At 74.7% G+C, this 13982-nt stretch carries 12 protein-coding genes and 1 riboswitch; of the genes, 7 read left to right on the forward strand and 5 right to left on the reverse strand.

The genetic code is table 11. The annotated features are described in order from the left end of the window. Positions 1 to 30 precede the first annotated feature (30 nt). The gene (locus ACE7GA_RS03610; protein WP_376095745.1) at positions 31 to 1296 is read right to left on the reverse strand and encodes a M20 family metallopeptidase; all 1266 of its coding nucleotides are present in this window, start codon (positions 1294 to 1296) and stop codon (positions 31 to 33) included. 149 nt (positions 1297 to 1445) lie between these two features. On the opposite strand from ACE7GA_RS03610, the gene ACE7GA_RS03615 reads away from it, so the two are divergent. From ACE7GA_RS03615 to ACE7GA_RS03645, 7 genes are all read left to right on the forward strand, one after another. After that, the gene (locus ACE7GA_RS03615) at positions 1446 to 2132 is read left to right on the forward strand and encodes a glutathione S-transferase (RefSeq protein WP_376095748.1); all 687 of its coding nucleotides are present in this window, start codon (positions 1446 to 1448) and stop codon (positions 2130 to 2132) included. 7 nt (positions 2133 to 2139) lie between these two features. Beyond that, on the forward strand, positions 2140 to 2775 hold the full coding sequence (locus tag ACE7GA_RS03620; RefSeq protein WP_376095750.1) for an acetyltransferase: 636 nt from the start codon (positions 2140 to 2142) through the stop codon (positions 2773 to 2775). Positions 2776 to 3021: 246 nt separating this feature from the next. Next, a riboswitch (TPP riboswitch) is annotated at positions 3022 to 3127 on the forward strand. A gap of 72 nt (positions 3128 to 3199) precedes the next feature. After that, complete coding sequence (locus ACE7GA_RS03625) at positions 3200 to 4765, forward strand: ABC transporter substrate-binding protein (protein WP_376095753.1); 1566 nt, start codon at positions 3200 to 3202, stop codon at positions 4763 to 4765. A 63-nt stretch (positions 4766 to 4828) separates the two neighbouring features. Then, positions 4829 to 5518: a winged helix-turn-helix domain-containing protein gene (locus ACE7GA_RS03630; RefSeq protein WP_376095756.1), complete on the forward strand. Its 690-nt coding sequence runs from the start codon at positions 4829 to 4831 to the stop codon at positions 5516 to 5518. A gap of 7 nt (positions 5519 to 5525) precedes the next feature. After that, positions 5526 to 6878: a sensor histidine kinase gene (locus tag ACE7GA_RS03635; RefSeq protein WP_376095759.1), complete on the forward strand. Its 1353-nt coding sequence runs from the start codon at positions 5526 to 5528 to the stop codon at positions 6876 to 6878. Positions 6879 to 6967: 89 nt separating this feature from the next. After that, complete coding sequence (locus tag ACE7GA_RS03640) at positions 6968 to 7549, forward strand: hypothetical protein (RefSeq protein ID WP_376095762.1); 582 nt, start codon at positions 6968 to 6970, stop codon at positions 7547 to 7549. 174 nt (positions 7550 to 7723) lie between these two features. Continuing rightward, a complete protein-coding gene (locus tag ACE7GA_RS03645; protein ID WP_376095765.1) occupies positions 7724 to 9115 on the forward strand; it encodes a Do family serine endopeptidase in 1392 nt (463 codons plus the stop codon). A gap of 168 nt (positions 9116 to 9283) precedes the next feature. On the opposite strand, the gene ACE7GA_RS03650 is transcribed toward ACE7GA_RS03645, so the two are convergent. From ACE7GA_RS03650 to ACE7GA_RS03665, 4 genes are all read right to left on the reverse strand, one after another. Further along, positions 9284 to 10288: an isopenicillin N synthase family dioxygenase gene (locus ACE7GA_RS03650; RefSeq protein WP_376095769.1), complete on the reverse strand. Its 1005-nt coding sequence runs from the start codon at positions 10286 to 10288 to the stop codon at positions 9284 to 9286. 416 nt (positions 10289 to 10704) lie between these two features. After that, complete coding sequence (locus ACE7GA_RS03655; protein ID WP_376095772.1) at positions 10705 to 12135, reverse strand: lytic transglycosylase domain-containing protein; 1431 nt, start codon at positions 12133 to 12135, stop codon at positions 10705 to 10707. A gap of 124 nt (positions 12136 to 12259) precedes the next feature. After that, positions 12260 to 12934: a hypothetical protein gene (locus tag ACE7GA_RS03660; protein ID WP_376095775.1), complete on the reverse strand. Its 675-nt coding sequence runs from the start codon at positions 12932 to 12934 to the stop codon at positions 12260 to 12262. Positions 12935 to 13037: 103 nt separating this feature from the next. After that, positions 13038 to 13916: a uracil-DNA glycosylase gene (locus ACE7GA_RS03665; protein WP_376095778.1), complete on the reverse strand. Its 879-nt coding sequence runs from the start codon at positions 13914 to 13916 to the stop codon at positions 13038 to 13040. Between the last annotated feature and the right edge of the window lie 66 nt (positions 13917 to 13982).

Below are 13982 nucleotides of genomic sequence, written 5' to 3' on the forward strand. Positions count from 1 at the left end.
GCCGCAGACAGCCGCGGCCGGGCCCCATCGTCAACCGCACCAGTCCCGGATCAGCCGCGCCACCACCTCGACGGACCGGACGTAGTCCGCCGCGTCCACCCACTCGTCGCGCCCCGCGTTCTGCGTCAGGTCGCCGCAGAGCGGTCCCAGCCCGACGCAGGGGATCCCGTGCTGTACCATTGGGTTGCGGATATCCGACGACGTGTGCAGCGGGTTGACGTGCGGCGGCTCCCCCGTCACGGCGCGAACCGCCGCTGCCGTCACCTGCCACAAGGGTTGGTCCTCCCGCACTTCCGCGCCCGTCACGCCGGACAGGAACTCGATAGCCGGCGGATCCTCCCGCAGCCACGGATGGTCGGCCGCACGAACTGCTCCTTCCACCTCCGCCCGCACCTCTTTCAGCCGTTCCCCCGGCGGGAAGGACAGCGCGCAGACGATGCTGCACGCCGCCGGTACCCGCCCCGCCCGCTCCAGTGCCTCGATTCGGGAGACCAGCAGGTTCGTGGACCGCCCGATCGCCGCGTCCAGCGCGGGGTGGTGCACCCGCTCCCCGCGCGCGGCGTCGAGCGCCCGTAGCGCAGCGAGCACCGCCGTCATCGGCTCGATCGGGTTGACCGCCCTATGCGCGAAGGCCGCGTGCCCCGGCTCCTGCGTGTCCGGCAATCGCCCGCGCACGGTCACGCGGAAGATCAACTGCCCGGAGGCCAGCGCCTTCACCTCGCGCATGCCCACGCCCGACTCGGCGGGATGCAGGTACACTGCCGCATCGGCCCGGAAGCCGTGGTGCATCGCTGCATGCACGCCGCGGGCGTGGCGCTTGCTCGGCGTGCTCGCCAGGATCACGTCGCCCCGCATCGGGCCGGCCGCGGCCGCTCGCCGAATGCCCTCGACCATCGCCGCGACGCCGGCCAGGTCGTCCGCGACGCCCCAGCCGTGCAGCCGGCCGCCCTCGATCTCCCCCGCGAAGGGGTCGTGCCGCCAGCCGTGTTCACGCCGGAAGGGCTCCCCGTCAGGATGCGCGAAGAGGATGACCGACCGACCGCCGCCCGTGCCCTTCAGCGTCGCGATCACCGCGACCCGCTCCTCCCCATCCATCGCGGCCTCGCTCGCGAACTCGTCGCGCAGCGGCACCTCCGCGGGCCGGTACTGCAGCCGCTCCACCGCGCATCCCGCCGCCTCGAACCCCGCGGCGACGCGGGCCTGGATCGCGTCCTCGCCCTCACGCTGCGCGGCGATCAGGCCGCGCAGGAAGGCCACCGCCGGCTCCGTCGCGACACCCGCGTCACCATCCGCCATGACCGCACCCCGCGCCGTTCGCGCGTGAGGCTGCGGTGGCCGGCCGCGCCCGGCAAGCCCTGGACGCGCCGCCCCGCGCGGCGCCACCATCGCCCGCCGCAGCCGGAGTCGTGCGTGGAACATCAGCCCGGCGTCGGCAGCCCATGACCATGCGCCTGATCATCGGCGCCAAGTGGTCCTCCACCTGGACCATGCGCGGCTGGCTCATCGCCCGCCTCTCCGGCCTGGCCTTCGAGTGCGATACCCTTTGGCTCTCCCGCCCCGACAGCAAGGCGCGCTTGGCTCAAGTCTCCCCCACCGGCCTCATCCCCGTCCTCGACCATGACGGCTTCCTCGTCACCGACACGCTGGCGATCGCCGAATACCTCTGGGAACTCGCGCCGGGTTCCGACATCTGGCCGGCCGACCGCCAGGCCCGCGCCGCCGCGCGCATGGCGGCCGCCGAAATGCATTCCTCCTTCGCCGCCCTCCGGGCCGCGCTACCCATGAACCTCGTCAAGCGCTGGCCCGTCGCGAACGGCCTTCCCTCCAACGTCAAACTGGTGAACCGGCCTGGCGTCCCTGCCGAGATCGCCCGTGTCCAGGACGCCTGGCGCCACACCCGCGCGCGCTGGGGCGCCGGCGGCCCCTTCCTGTTTGGTGCCGCCTTCAACGCCGCCGACGCGATGTACGCCCCGATGGCCAGCCGGTTCCGCACCTATGCGGTCGAACTCGCGCCCGACGCGCAGGCCTATGCCGACGCCGTCCTCTCCCACCCCCTCGTCACCGAATGGATCGAGGGCGCCCACGCCCAGGCGCGCGAGGTCGGCTGGGACGCCGCCGTCGCCTTTCCGTGAAGGGCCCGTGACCCCCGTCCTCATCCACGGCGCCGGCGGCCTGGGGCGGGAGGTCGCGGCGCTGCTGCGGGACCTCGCCGTGTCCGGCGCCCCGTACCGACCCCTCGCCTTCACGGATGATGCGCCCGACGTGCCGGCCACCGTCGCGGGCCTGCCGGTCCACCGCGACCCCGCCGTGCTACTCCGCGCCGATCCCGGGCTGCGGATCGTCGTCGCCATCGGCGACCCCCGTGCCCGCGCCGCTGCCGCCGCCCGCATCGAAGCGGCCGCCGGTCCCCGCTTCGCGACCCTGGTGCACCCCCGCGCCTGGACCGGCGACAGCGTCACGATCGCTGAGGGCACGATCATCCTCCCCCTGGCCACGGCTACGGCCGATATCCGCCTGGGTCGCCACGTCCTGCTGAACCCCGGCGTGACCCTCGCCCACGACACGGATCTCGCCGACTTCGCCACGCTCGCCCCCTCGGCCGCGCTCGGCGGCGACGTGCGGGTGGAGGATGGTGCCGACATCGGCCTCGGCGCGCGGATCCTCCCCCGGTTGACCCTCGGCGCCTGGTGCCGCGTAGCCGCCGGCGCCGTCGTCACGCGGGACGTCGCCCCCGGCACGACCGTCCTGGGCATCCCCGCACGGCCGCGGTCCTGACGCCCGGCACCGGCGCGGATCGCCGGCACACGAGGGGCGCGCGGCGCCGCCCCTACCGCCGTTTCCGCCCGCCTCCAGCGCGTCGGACGCCCCCGAACCATCAAGGCGGAGCCCCTCGATCGCCGGCGCCGCTGCCGCTCACCCCCATGCCAGCCGCCCCATCCTGCCGCGCTCTCGGGTCTGGCGGGGCGACCGCGCCCGCACAGCCCGCCCTTGCGCACGCCCCCGACGCGTCACATACCGCCCCTGGACACCGAGGGGAGCCCATCCCGGGCTGAGAGGCGGCGCAGGCCGCGACCCTTGGAACCTGACCCGGTTCGGACCGGCGTAGGGATCGGTGCCTCTCGGCCTCCAGCCGCATGGAATCCGTGCGCGGGGCCGTCGCCCTCCCGTCGTCGTCTCGGATCGGGCGGAGGACCCGAAGATGCGCCGCCGTTCCCTGATCACTGCCGCCGCGGCCCTGCCGCTGGCGCGCCCCGCCCTCGCCCAGGACACGCGCGCGCGGACATTGCGCTTCGTGCCGCAGGCCTCGCTTGCAGCGCTCGACCCCATCGCGGTGATCGCCACGATCACGACGACGCACGGCTTCTGTGTCTTCGACACGCTCTACGCCACGGACCGCGCGCTGAATCCGCACCCTCAGATGGCCGCGGGGCATGAGGTCTCGGCCGACGGCCTCCTCTGGACCATCCGCCTCCGCGACGGCCTGCGTTTCCACGACGGCTCGCCCGTCACGTCCCGCGATTGCGTCGCCTCCCTCCGCCGCTGGGCCGCGCGGGACACCTTCGGCGCGATCCTCGCCCGCGCCGTCGCGGAATGGGGCACGCCGGACGACCGCACGCTCGCGATCCGCCTCACCCGCCCCTTCCCGGCGATGCTGACGGCGCTGTCCAAGCCCGCCGGCGTCCCGCCCTTCGTCATGCCCGCGCGCATCGCGACGGCGACGCCGCCCGACCGCCCGATCACCGAAGTGGTGGGCAGCGGTCCCTGGCGCTTCGTGCCCGCCGAGTACGTCTCCGGTTCCCGCGTCGTCTACGCGCGCAACGAGGCCTACGTGCCGCGGGATGAGCCGGCCGACGGCGCCTCCGGCGGCAAGCGCGTGCACTTCGACCGGATGGAGTGGCACATCCTCCCGGATGGCGCGACCGCCGCGGCCGCCCTGCAGCGCGGGGAGGTGGACTGGGTCGAATATCCCCTTCCCGACCTCGTTCCGCTGCTCGGCCGCGACCGCAACCTCCGCACCCAGGTATACGACCCGCTCGGCTTCCTTGGCGCCATGCGCTTCAACCACCTGCACGCGCCGTTCAACAATATCGAGGCGCGGCGGGCCGTTCGCGACCTCATCTCCCAATCCGACCACATGGCCTCCGTCTCGATGGAAGGCGACTGGCGCGAATGCCGCGCGATGTTCCCCTGCACCATCCCCGGCGTGACGGACTTCCCCCGCGCCGCCCGGAGCGAGGCCGAGTGCCGCGAGGCAGTCCGCGCCGCGGGCCTGGCCGGCGCGAAGGTCGTCATCATCAACCCCACGGACTTCGCCGCCATCGCGCCGCAGGGGCGGCTGGTCGCCGACGTCTGCAAGCGCCTCGGCTTCGACGTGGACCTGGTCGAGACCGACTGGACCGCGGTGCTCGCCCGCCGCAACAGCAAGGCCGCGCCTGCGCAGGGCGGGTGGAGCATCCACCCCACGAATTTCCCCGCCGCCTCCATCGCCAACCCCGCCCTGAACTTCGCGACGCGGGGCAACGGGGAAGGCGCCTGGTTCGGCTGGCCCACCGATGCGGCGGCCGAGGCCGCGGTCGCGCGCTGGCTCGACGCGCCCGACGCCACGGCCCAGTCCGCGGCCTTCGCCGACCTCCAGCGCGCGGCCTGGGACAGCGTGCCCTTCGCCCCCACCGGCCTCTTCGTCCTGCGCACCGCCTTCCGCGCCGACCTTCGCGACGTGCTGCAGGGGCCGAACCCCTACCTCTGGAACCTGCGCCGGGCCTGACGGCCCCCGAATTGCCAGCCAACCCGGTTCCGCGCCCTACTCCGCCGCGGACCGGGGGACACCTTGCGAATCCTGCTGATCGAGGACGACCGCACCACCGCCGACTACCTCGCCAAGGGCCTGCGCGAGGACGGCTGGGTGGTGGATCTGGCGCGGGACGGGAAGGAAGGCCTCTTCCTCGCGCTCAACGAATCCTTCGACGTCATCGTGACGGACCGGATGCTCCCCGGCCCCGACGGCATCACCATCCTCCGCGCCCTCCGCGCCCTCCGCGCGGCGAAGGTCGCGACCCCCGTCCTGATGCTCACCGCCCTCTCCGACGTGGACCGGCGCGTGGAGGGGCTGGAGGCCGGCGCCGACGACTACCTCGGAAAGCCCTTCGCCTTCGCCGAGTTCCGCGCCCGCGTGCGCGCCCTGGCCCGCCGCCCCGCCGCGCCGGCGGCGGAGGACACGGCGCTCGTGCTCGACGACATCCGCATGGACCTGCTGCGCCGCACCGCCTCGCGGGCCGGGCGGACCCTCGACCTGCATCCGACGGAATGGCGGCTCCTTGAATACATGCTCCGCCACCCGCGCGAGGTTCTGACGCGGACGATGCTGCTGGAGAAGGTCTGGGACTTCTCCTTCGACCCCACGACGAACGTCGTGGACGTCCACGTCTCCCGTCTCCGCCGCAAGCTGGAGGCGGGTGGCGAGCCTCCGGCGATCCGCACCGTCCGCGGTGCCGGCTACGCGCTGGACCCGCCGGGCTGATCGCAGCGTGCGCCGCTCCTTCGCCCTCCGCGCCGCGCTCGCCGCGGGGCTCGTCGTCCTCCTCGGCTCGCTCTTCGGCTCGCTCTGGGTCTGGGACCGGGCGGGGCAGGCGCTGCGCGACCAGCTGGACCGGGCGCTCGCGACCGAGGCGGAGGCGCTGCTGCGGGAATACGAGACCTTCGGCGCGCAGGGCCTGGCCGAACAGGCCGTCGCCTTCGCCCGGCGGCGCAGCCCGGTCCTCGTCCTCGTCCAGGGGCCGGATGGCGGCGCCATCGCCGGAACGCTGCGCGGCGGCGCGCCGCCGCGGCTGCGGGGCTACGCGACGCTGCCCGCCGCGGGCAACCGGCCGGCGCTCCGCGCCCTTGGCGGGACGCTGCCGGGCGGGCTGAACCTCATCGTCGCGTCCGATCTCGGGCCGGTCGAGGCGGCGGCGGGAGGCCTCGCCTGGATCCCGCCCGCAGCGGCGCTGCTGGCCGCCGCCGCCGCGCTGCTGATCGGCTTCGCCGCGGCCGGGCGGCTGGAACGCCGCCTGGCCCGGGCCGGCGAGGCGGCGCGGGCGATCATGGACGGCGACCTCTCGCGCCGCCTCCCCGGCGGGCGGGAGGGCGACGAGTTCGACCGCCTCTCCGACACCATCAACCTCCTCCTCGCGCGCCTCGAGGCCATGGTCGCGGCGCAGCGCCGCGTCACGGACGACATCGCGCACGACCTCCGCACCCCGCTCTCCCGCCTGCGGACCAGGCTCGAAGACGCCCTCACTGCCCGGCGCGACCCGCGGGCCGACGAGGCGGCGATCGCCGCCGCCATCGAGGAACTGGACGCCGTCCTCGCCACCTTCGCCGCGCTGCTCCGGATCGCGCGGGCCGAAAGCGGCGCGGGCCGGGCCGGCTTCGCCCCGGTGGACTTCTCCGCCCTCGTCGCGGCGATGACCGAGACCTACGGCGCGGTCTTCGAGGAAGCGGGGCGGCGCCTGGACGCGGCAGTCACCCCTGGGATCGAAGCCCCGGGCGACGCGGCCCTGTTGCGCCAGGCCCTCGCCAACCTCCTCGACAACGCGCTGCTGCACGGCGCGGGGAACGTCCGCCTCGCCCTCGACCCCGGCCCGGTGGTCACGGTGGGGGATGAGGGCCCGGGCATCCCGCCGGAGGAGCGGCAGGCCGTGACGCGGCGCTTCCACCGGCTCGACCGCAGCCGCGCGACGCCCGGCACGGGCCTGGGGCCTCGCCCTCGTCGCCGCGACGGCCGCGCTCCACGGCGGCGCCCTCCGGCTCGGGGAAGGGTCCGGCAGGCGCGGGGTACTGGCCGTCCTGGACCTCCGCCACGCTGGCTCCGCACCGGAATCCTGACACGCGTTTCATGATCGGCCGCGGCGATCCTCCATGCCGCGCGGACCAATCTCCTCACCGAGACGGCGCCACTCCGCGCCGCCCCAGAGGAAAGGATCCTCCCATGGATCTCATCACCGGCCTGCGTGCCCTCGCCCTCGGCTCCACGCTGGCTCTGTTGCCAGCCCTGGCCTTCGCCCAGGCGCCCGCCCAGCCCGGGCCGCAGCCCGCCGCGCCCCATTCGGCCCCTGGCGCCCGGCACGCGGCGCCGCATCACGCGACCGCCCGACACGCCGCCATCCACCCCGTCGGCGCGCACCACGCTTCCGCCCCGCATGCCGTCCTTCACCGGGTCAGCGCCCGGCACGCCGCGGCGCAGAGCGGGATGACCCGCCACGCCGTCGCGCACCCCGTCTCCTACCGCGGCGACGCGGACCAGACGTTCGGCACCACCGGCCGCCTGCACCTCGCGATGAACGACCTGCGCGCGAACCGCCTCGGCGCCGCCCAGGTCGCTCTGGACGACGCGGAGACGCCGCTGCTGAACGCCCACCAGCTCGCAATGCTCAACGGCAAGGCCGATGCAAGCGGCATGGCGCTCTCGGCCGTCGAGGGCGCGCGCGTCGATCTCGGCCCCGACCGGGCCGGCGCAGCGCGGATGACGCACGCCGCCCTCCGCGACATGCGCGCCCTATCCAACACGTGACGACTCTCCCCGGCGGCGCCCTCCCCGGCGCCGTCCCCTCCCCCGGCCCGACGACGTGAGAAACGACGACATGACCCAGACCACCCCCGGCGCCGCGCCGCCTTCGCCGCGATCCTCCTGGGCGGCAGCGCCCTCGGCGGCTTCGCCTTCTGGCAGAACCCCGCCGACGCGCAGGTGCCCGCCCCCGCGGCGCCGGCGATCCAGGCCGCCGCCAACCCAGCCCCCGTCGCCCTTCCGTCCTTCGCCGACCTCGTCGCGCGGGTGCGCCCGGCGGTCGTGACGATCACGACGACGGCGCGCCAGGCGGGCGATGAAGGACGCAACTCGCCCTTCCCGAGCGGCAGCGAGGGGGACCGTTCCTTCGGCCGCTTCTTCGGCGAGCGCGGGGGCGGCGGTGGGTCGCGCACCGTCCACGCCCTCGGCTCGGGCTTCCTCATCGACGGGGAAGGCCACATCGTGACGAACAACCACGTCGTGCAGAACGCGACGCAGGTGCGCGTCAGCCTCTCGGACGGGCGGGAGATGCCGGCTCAGGTCGTCGGGCGCGACCCGCGCACCGACCTCGCGCTACTGAAGGTCAGCGCCGACGGGCCGCTGCCGCATCTCGATCTCGGCGATAGCGACCGGGAACGGCCGGGCGACTGGGTCGTGGCCGTCGGCAACCCCTTCGGCCTCGGCGGCACGGTGACCGCGGGCGTCGTCTCCGCGCGCGGCCGCGACATCGGCTCTGGCCCCTACGACGACTACCTGCAGATCGACGCCCCGATCAATTCCGGGAATTCCGGCGGGCCGCTCTTCGCGACCGACGGCAGCGTCGTCGGCGTGAACACGGCGATCTATTCGCCCTCCGGCGGCTCCGTCGGCATCGGCTTCGCGATCCCGTCCAACATCGTCAAGCAGGTCGTCGCGCAGTTGCAGGCGAACGGGCGCGTGGATCGCGGCTACCTCGGCGCGACGACGCAGGCCGTGACGCCCACCCTTGCCCAGGCGCTGCGCCTGGCCGAGCAGCGCGGCGCCCTCGTGGACGACGTGGACCCGAACGGCCCGGCGGCCCGCGCCGGCCTGCGTCCGGGCGACGTCATCACCGCGCTGAACGGGGCGGACGTGGCCAGTTCGCGCGACCTGGCCCGCGCCGTCGGCGACGCGCGCCCGGGCAGCGAGGCGACCCTCGCCGTCCTGCGCGACGGCACCCGGCGGGACCTGCGCGTGACGCTCTCCCAACTCGTCGACAAGGGCGCGACCGAGACCGCGTCGCAGGCCGCCGAGCAGCCCCGCGGCGCCATCGGCATCGCCGTCACCTCGCTGGACGACTCGGTGCGGCAGGAACTCAACCTGCCGCGGGGCCTGCGTGGCGCGGTGGTCGCCGGCGTGCGGCCCGAAAGCCCGGCCGCCGAAGCGGGCCTCCGCCCCGGCGACGTCATCACCGACGTGGGCGGCCGCGACGTGGCGGACGCACAGGGCGTGGTCCGCGCCATCTCCGACGGCGCCAGGACGGGCGCGGTGGCGCTGCGCATCGTGCGGGACGGCCAGGGCCTCTTCGTCGCAGTCCCGACGGCGACGGGCTGAGGAACGGGCGGCAGGGGTAGCGTCGGTTGGCCCTGGAGGAAGGCTCTGCCTTCCTCCAGACCTCCATCCGCAAGGGGACTCGTCCCCTGGACCCCCTTCTATGGAGCGCCCCCTATCGGCGGGGTCTCGCACGCGCGCTTGCGCCGCGTGCGAGACCCCGCCGAACCGTCACCCCCGCACCGCCGCGTAGTTCGCCGCGATCCGCTGCTGCAGGAACGCGGCCGCCGTGATCGGCGCGTACTTCCCGGATGGCGAGCGGATCACCGCATCCCGGTTCGCCTGCACGAAGAAGGGCAGCGAGTAGCGCGGGCCGAGGTATTCGTCCGCCCGCGGCATGCGCACGCGATGCAGGGTGGAGGGCAGCGCATCGTCGCTCCAGCGCTGCAGCATGTCGCCGATGTTGCAGGTGATGATTCCGGTCTTCGCCGGCACGTCGGTCCACGCGAGCTCGTCCGACGTCGCTTCCTTTCCGGGGCAGAGCTGCAAGCCACCCTGCCCGCTGCGCTGATGCAGCAGCGTCAGGCAGTCGAAGTCGGTATGCGCGCCGCCGCGGACGCCGCGGAAATCCTCCTCCGTCGCGCCCTCCATGCTCATGTAGTGGATCATCCGCTGCGTGCACTGATATTCGGGCGAGGCCGGGTCATGCGCCTCGGTGAAGAAGTCCTCGGGGAAGCCAAGCTTCAGCGCGAAACAGGACAGCACCTTCATCCCGAGCGCCCAGTTCGCGCGCTCGAAGGCGAGCATCGTCGCCTTGAAGCCCGGCAGTTCCTCACCCGTCGGCCACATCCCGGCCATGCGGGGGATGGTGATCTGGTAGGATTCCTTGTTGTCCGGCGTGCCGGTCGAGGGGCGGACCTGCGCCTTGTACTCCCAGCCCCAGTTCGTGCCCTTGGCCATGGGGTAGCGGCCCTTCGTCTCCATCGGCAGCGCGAAGAAGCGCGCGGCGGCGTCGAAGGCCTCGTCCACCTGTGCCTCGGTGATGCCGTGGTTCACCAGTTGGAAGAAGCCGGTATCGGTCGCGGCGGCCCAGAGCGCGTCGGCGATCTCCGCCTTGCGGCGCCGGAAGTCGGACAGGTCGATTTGCGGGACCTCGCGGTCCCGCGTGGTGCCGGCGCCGCCGTAGCGGGTCTCCCGCTTCAGTTCTTCCAGCGCGTAGTTCGTGTCTGCGGACATCGTCGTCTCCTCAGGCGGCGGGACGGCGGCGCCGTCCCGGATGGGGGAGCAATGTCGGGGCGCGGCGACCGCGCCCCACCGCTTCTACTCCGGGTTTCCCCGCCGGGCGGTCATCCGCCGGCAGGAACGGAAGGAGGTGATGCCGCACGGCCGGACCATGCGAGGTCGCGCCGTCGCACGCGGCGTGCCAGGCCCGCCGATCGGGTGGCCGATCGGGTGGCCGATCGGGTCGCCAATGGGGTCATTGAGCGCAGCACGCGAAGCTTCACCACCGGTTCGTGGGAGCAATGCCCCGGGCGCCTCGCCCTGGCCGCTTCTACTCGCGGCGCGGGCGTAATCCGGACGGCTGCCGGGACGCAAGGAAAACCGGCCGGGATCCCCGCGCGACGCACGCCGCACCGGCAATCAGCGCGCCGCTACCGCCCGCCCCCCTGCCGCGCCCGCGCCACCATCCTCGCGAGTTCCTCCACCCCCACCAGCCGCGGCGACCCGCCAGCCGCCAGCGTATCCAGCGCCGGCGCGGGCAGCCCGAGCCGGCTGGCATAGATGAAGGAGTAACCGAGCACCCGCTGCACGAAGGCCCGCGTCTCCGCGTAGGGGATGCTCTCGATGAACAGGAAGGGGTCGTCGCGATGCTGCCGCGCCGGCAGCCAGCGCTGGAGGTTTCCCGGCCCGGCATTGTAGGCGACGAGCATCCGGATCAGGTCGCCCGAGATCCCGTCCTGCCCCGACAGGTGCACCAGGTAGCGCTGCGCGAGGTCGAGCGAGAAGGCGGGATCGTGCAGCCGCTCCCGCGCCTCGTCGCGCAGGGCCGCGTTGCCCGTAATGTAGGCGGCCGTCGCCGGCATCACCTGCATCAGCCCCCGCGCCCCCGCGGGAGAGACGGCGGACGGATCGAAGTTCGATTCCTGCCGTGCCAGCCCGTAGATCAGCGCGGGGTCCACGCGCCAGCCACCCTGCGGCGCGAGCGCCGGCACCGGATAGCGGGCGAAATCGCGCGGGCGCCCATCCGCCCGCTGCGCCGCCGCCGCAAGATCTGTCGCGAGGTCCGCCATCCCCGCCGAGGTCGCGACCGCCAGCATCGCCCGGTTCAGCGACGCATTCCCCCGCGCTGCGCCGAGCAGCAGCCGAAGTTCCGCCTCGGCGCGCGTCCTCTGCCCGACCTGGAGCAGCGCCAGCGCCCGCCAGCCCCCGGCCGTCTCGGTAAGAGCGCGCGTCTCGGCCTCCCCGGCCACGTCGCCTTCCCAGGCGAAGCCGAAGGGTAGGCCGAGCGACCGGCGGGCGAGCAGACCGTAGAAAGTCCGCGGCTCCTGCGCGGCTTGCAGCATCCAGGGCACGTAGGCCTGCGGCCGCCGCGCCCGCACCGCCGCCCGCGCAGTCCAGAAGGCCGCGGCGGACCGCAGCACGGCCGGCGCCGCGTCGCTCCGCGCCGCCGCCTCGAACTGCGGCAGCGCCGTCTCGTACTGCCCCAGCCCCCAGGCCGAGAGCCCCGCGACGAAAGCCGCCTGCGCCGGGGCGCCGGGCTGCCGCGCCGCGGCGGACGCGACCCGCAGTGCCTCTGCATCCTGCCCCGCGGCAAACAGCGACTGCGCAACCTCCGTCTGCAGGGCCGCGGCATAGGCAGGGGTCATGCCGCGGGTCCGGGCGATGTGGGCCAGCGCCGCGGCGTGTTCCCCGCGTCCGATCATGTCCCGCACCGTGCGGTCGAGCGCGGGGTTGCGGGTCACGTTGCGCGTCGCGGCGGCGGGCTCCCGCTCCTCCGGCGGCAGTTCGGGGCCGGCCGCCGCCTCGGCCTCCGGTGCCGCCGGAAGGGCCGGCGCCGTCCCTCCGGCGGGCAGGCGCGCCACCAGCATGGCGTGCAGCCGCGGCGCGTCCGGGTGGTCCGCATGATCGGACAGCCAGGCCCGCAGGTCCGCGCCCCCGGCTGCGGCCCGTTCGGCCGGGACCAGCGGTCGGCCAGGACGTGGCCGATCAGGCGGCGGTCGTCGAGCCGCTCGGATTCCCGCGCCGCCTCCGCATATTCGCCGCGGGCATGTGCGGCGAATATGCGGCGCAGGCGCGCGGCGTCGGACGGGGCGAGGGGCTGCGGGATGGGCGCGCCGGAGCCGGCCAGGGGCGTTCGGGGGCGAGCGCGAGCTCCTGGAAGGTGACGGCCTCCGGCATCTCGATGACCGGCGGGCGAGCGGCCGCGAGGATGGCGGGCGGGGCCGATGCGGCGGCCGCCCGCTGCGGCGCGATGCGGAAGGGCGCGAGGTCGCCGGCGGTCAGGACCCGCGGCCCCCGAAGTTCCGGCCGGAGCGGCCGCCAGCCCGGAATGACCGGCGGCACGCGCCGGGACGGGACGGGCTGGCGCCAGGCGAGGTCGAGGCGGGACGCGCGCGGGCCATCGGTACGCGAAGCGGTGACGCGGCGCGGAGCCACGGACGGGGGCCGGTGCGCAGGGCCGCCGCGCTCGGCCATCCGCGCCCTGGGCGCCGGCGCCGCGGGCGACTTGCGCACGGACTCCCGCACGACGGCATCGCGGCGGGGCGGGGCGGAATCCCGGGCCTTCGCCGCGAGGGCAGAACCGGCGGCGGTGAGGGCGGCGAGGAGGACCGCGCCATGCCCGAGGGCACGGAGGCGGCCCCGGGGGGGCCGGGCGCTCATCTCGGGAGGCAATATGCCGGCGCGGGGGAGCGGCGCAACCAACCGGGTGCCAGCCCCCCGACACGATTTGGGCAGGCGGGGGCGCGGCGGCTTCAAGATGGCGTCAGTTCGATGACAGAGGCCTATCGCTGACAGCGGCTTTGGCCAGTGGGTCCACCAACCCGTCCAACGTCCGCCGGAGCAACCGAAGGTCCGCCCAGGCCTCCCGCTTCTGCGCCGGGCTGCGGAGGAGGTAGGCCGGGTGGAGCGTCGGCAGGGCAGGAACGGTGCCAAGGCCCGGCACCTCCAGCCGGTGCCAGCGGCCGCGGATCCGGGTGATCCCGTCGCGGGTCCGCAGCATCGCCTTCGCCGCCGTGCCACCGAGGAAGACGACGAGGCGGGGGCGGACCAGCGCGACGTGTCGGACGGCGAAGGGGGTGAAGAGATTGATCTCGGCGTCCGTCGGCGTCCTGTTCCCGGGCGGGCGCCAGGGGAGGATGTTCGTGAGGTAGGCGTTCTCCTCCCGCCGGACGCCGATGCTGGCGAGCATGCGGTCCAGCAGCTGGCCGGAGACACCGACGAAGGGGCGGCCGAGGCGGTCTTCATCGGCCCCGGGCGCCTCCCCGATCAGCATCAGGCCGGATCCCGCGACACCGTCGGAGAAGACGAGCTTCCCCGCCGTGTCGCGCAGCGGCGTGTCGAGGGCCGCCATGGCCGCGCGGAGGGCATCGAGGCTGTCCGCCCCCTCCGCCAGGCCCTGCGCCGCAGCCTGGGCGGGGGTGAAGGCGCCCAGGCCTGTCAGGGCCGGGGTGGCGATGGGCCGGGGCGGCGCCGCCGGCGCGCGGGCCGCGGGCTGGGCGGGCGGTGGGACGGCGACGATGGGCGCCGCCTCGCGGGGGCGCGTTCGGTCCTGCGGATCCTCCTCCAGCGCGTCCTCGGCCCCCCAGGCGATCTGGAGTTCGAGGGCAGCGAGCAGGGCTTCGGTGTCGGACAGGGCGTCCATCTTCCCCGGGTATCGCCCGCCAGCCGACGCGGACGCAACGGCCGGGCGCCAGGGTTCCGCCCCCGG

Origin of the sequence: Roseomonas sp. CCTCC AB2023176 (assembly GCF_042259275.1) — a bacterium.
Lineage (GTDB): Bacteria > Pseudomonadota > Alphaproteobacteria > Acetobacterales > Acetobacteraceae > Roseomonas.

What these genes read in the sequence shown, in the direction of transcription:
- ACE7GA_RS03610 (WP_376095745.1), bottom strand. Translation starts at nt 1,296, where the DNA reads ATGGCGGATGGTGACGCGGGTGTCGCGACGGAGCCGGCGGTGGCCTTC.
- ACE7GA_RS03615 (WP_376095748.1), top strand. Translation starts at nt 1,446, where the DNA reads ATGCGCCTGATCATCGGCGCCAAGTGGTCCTCCACCTGGACCATGCGC.
- ACE7GA_RS03625 (WP_376095753.1), top strand. Translation starts at nt 3,200, where the DNA reads ATGCGCCGCCGTTCCCTGATCACTGCCGCCGCGGCCCTGCCGCTGGCG.
- ACE7GA_RS03640 (WP_376095762.1), top strand. Translation starts at nt 6,968, where the DNA reads ATGGATCTCATCACCGGCCTGCGTGCCCTCGCCCTCGGCTCCACGCTG.
- ACE7GA_RS03650 (WP_376095769.1), bottom strand. Translation starts at nt 10,288, where the DNA reads ATGTCCGCAGACACGAACTACGCGCTGGAAGAACTGAAGCGGGAGACC.
- ACE7GA_RS03660 (WP_376095775.1), bottom strand. Translation starts at nt 12,934, where the DNA reads ATGAGCGCCCGGCCCCCCCGGGGCCGCCTCCGTGCCCTCGGGCATGGC.
- ACE7GA_RS03665 (WP_376095778.1), bottom strand. Translation starts at nt 13,916, where the DNA reads ATGGACGCCCTGTCCGACACCGAAGCCCTGCTCGCTGCCCTCGAACTC.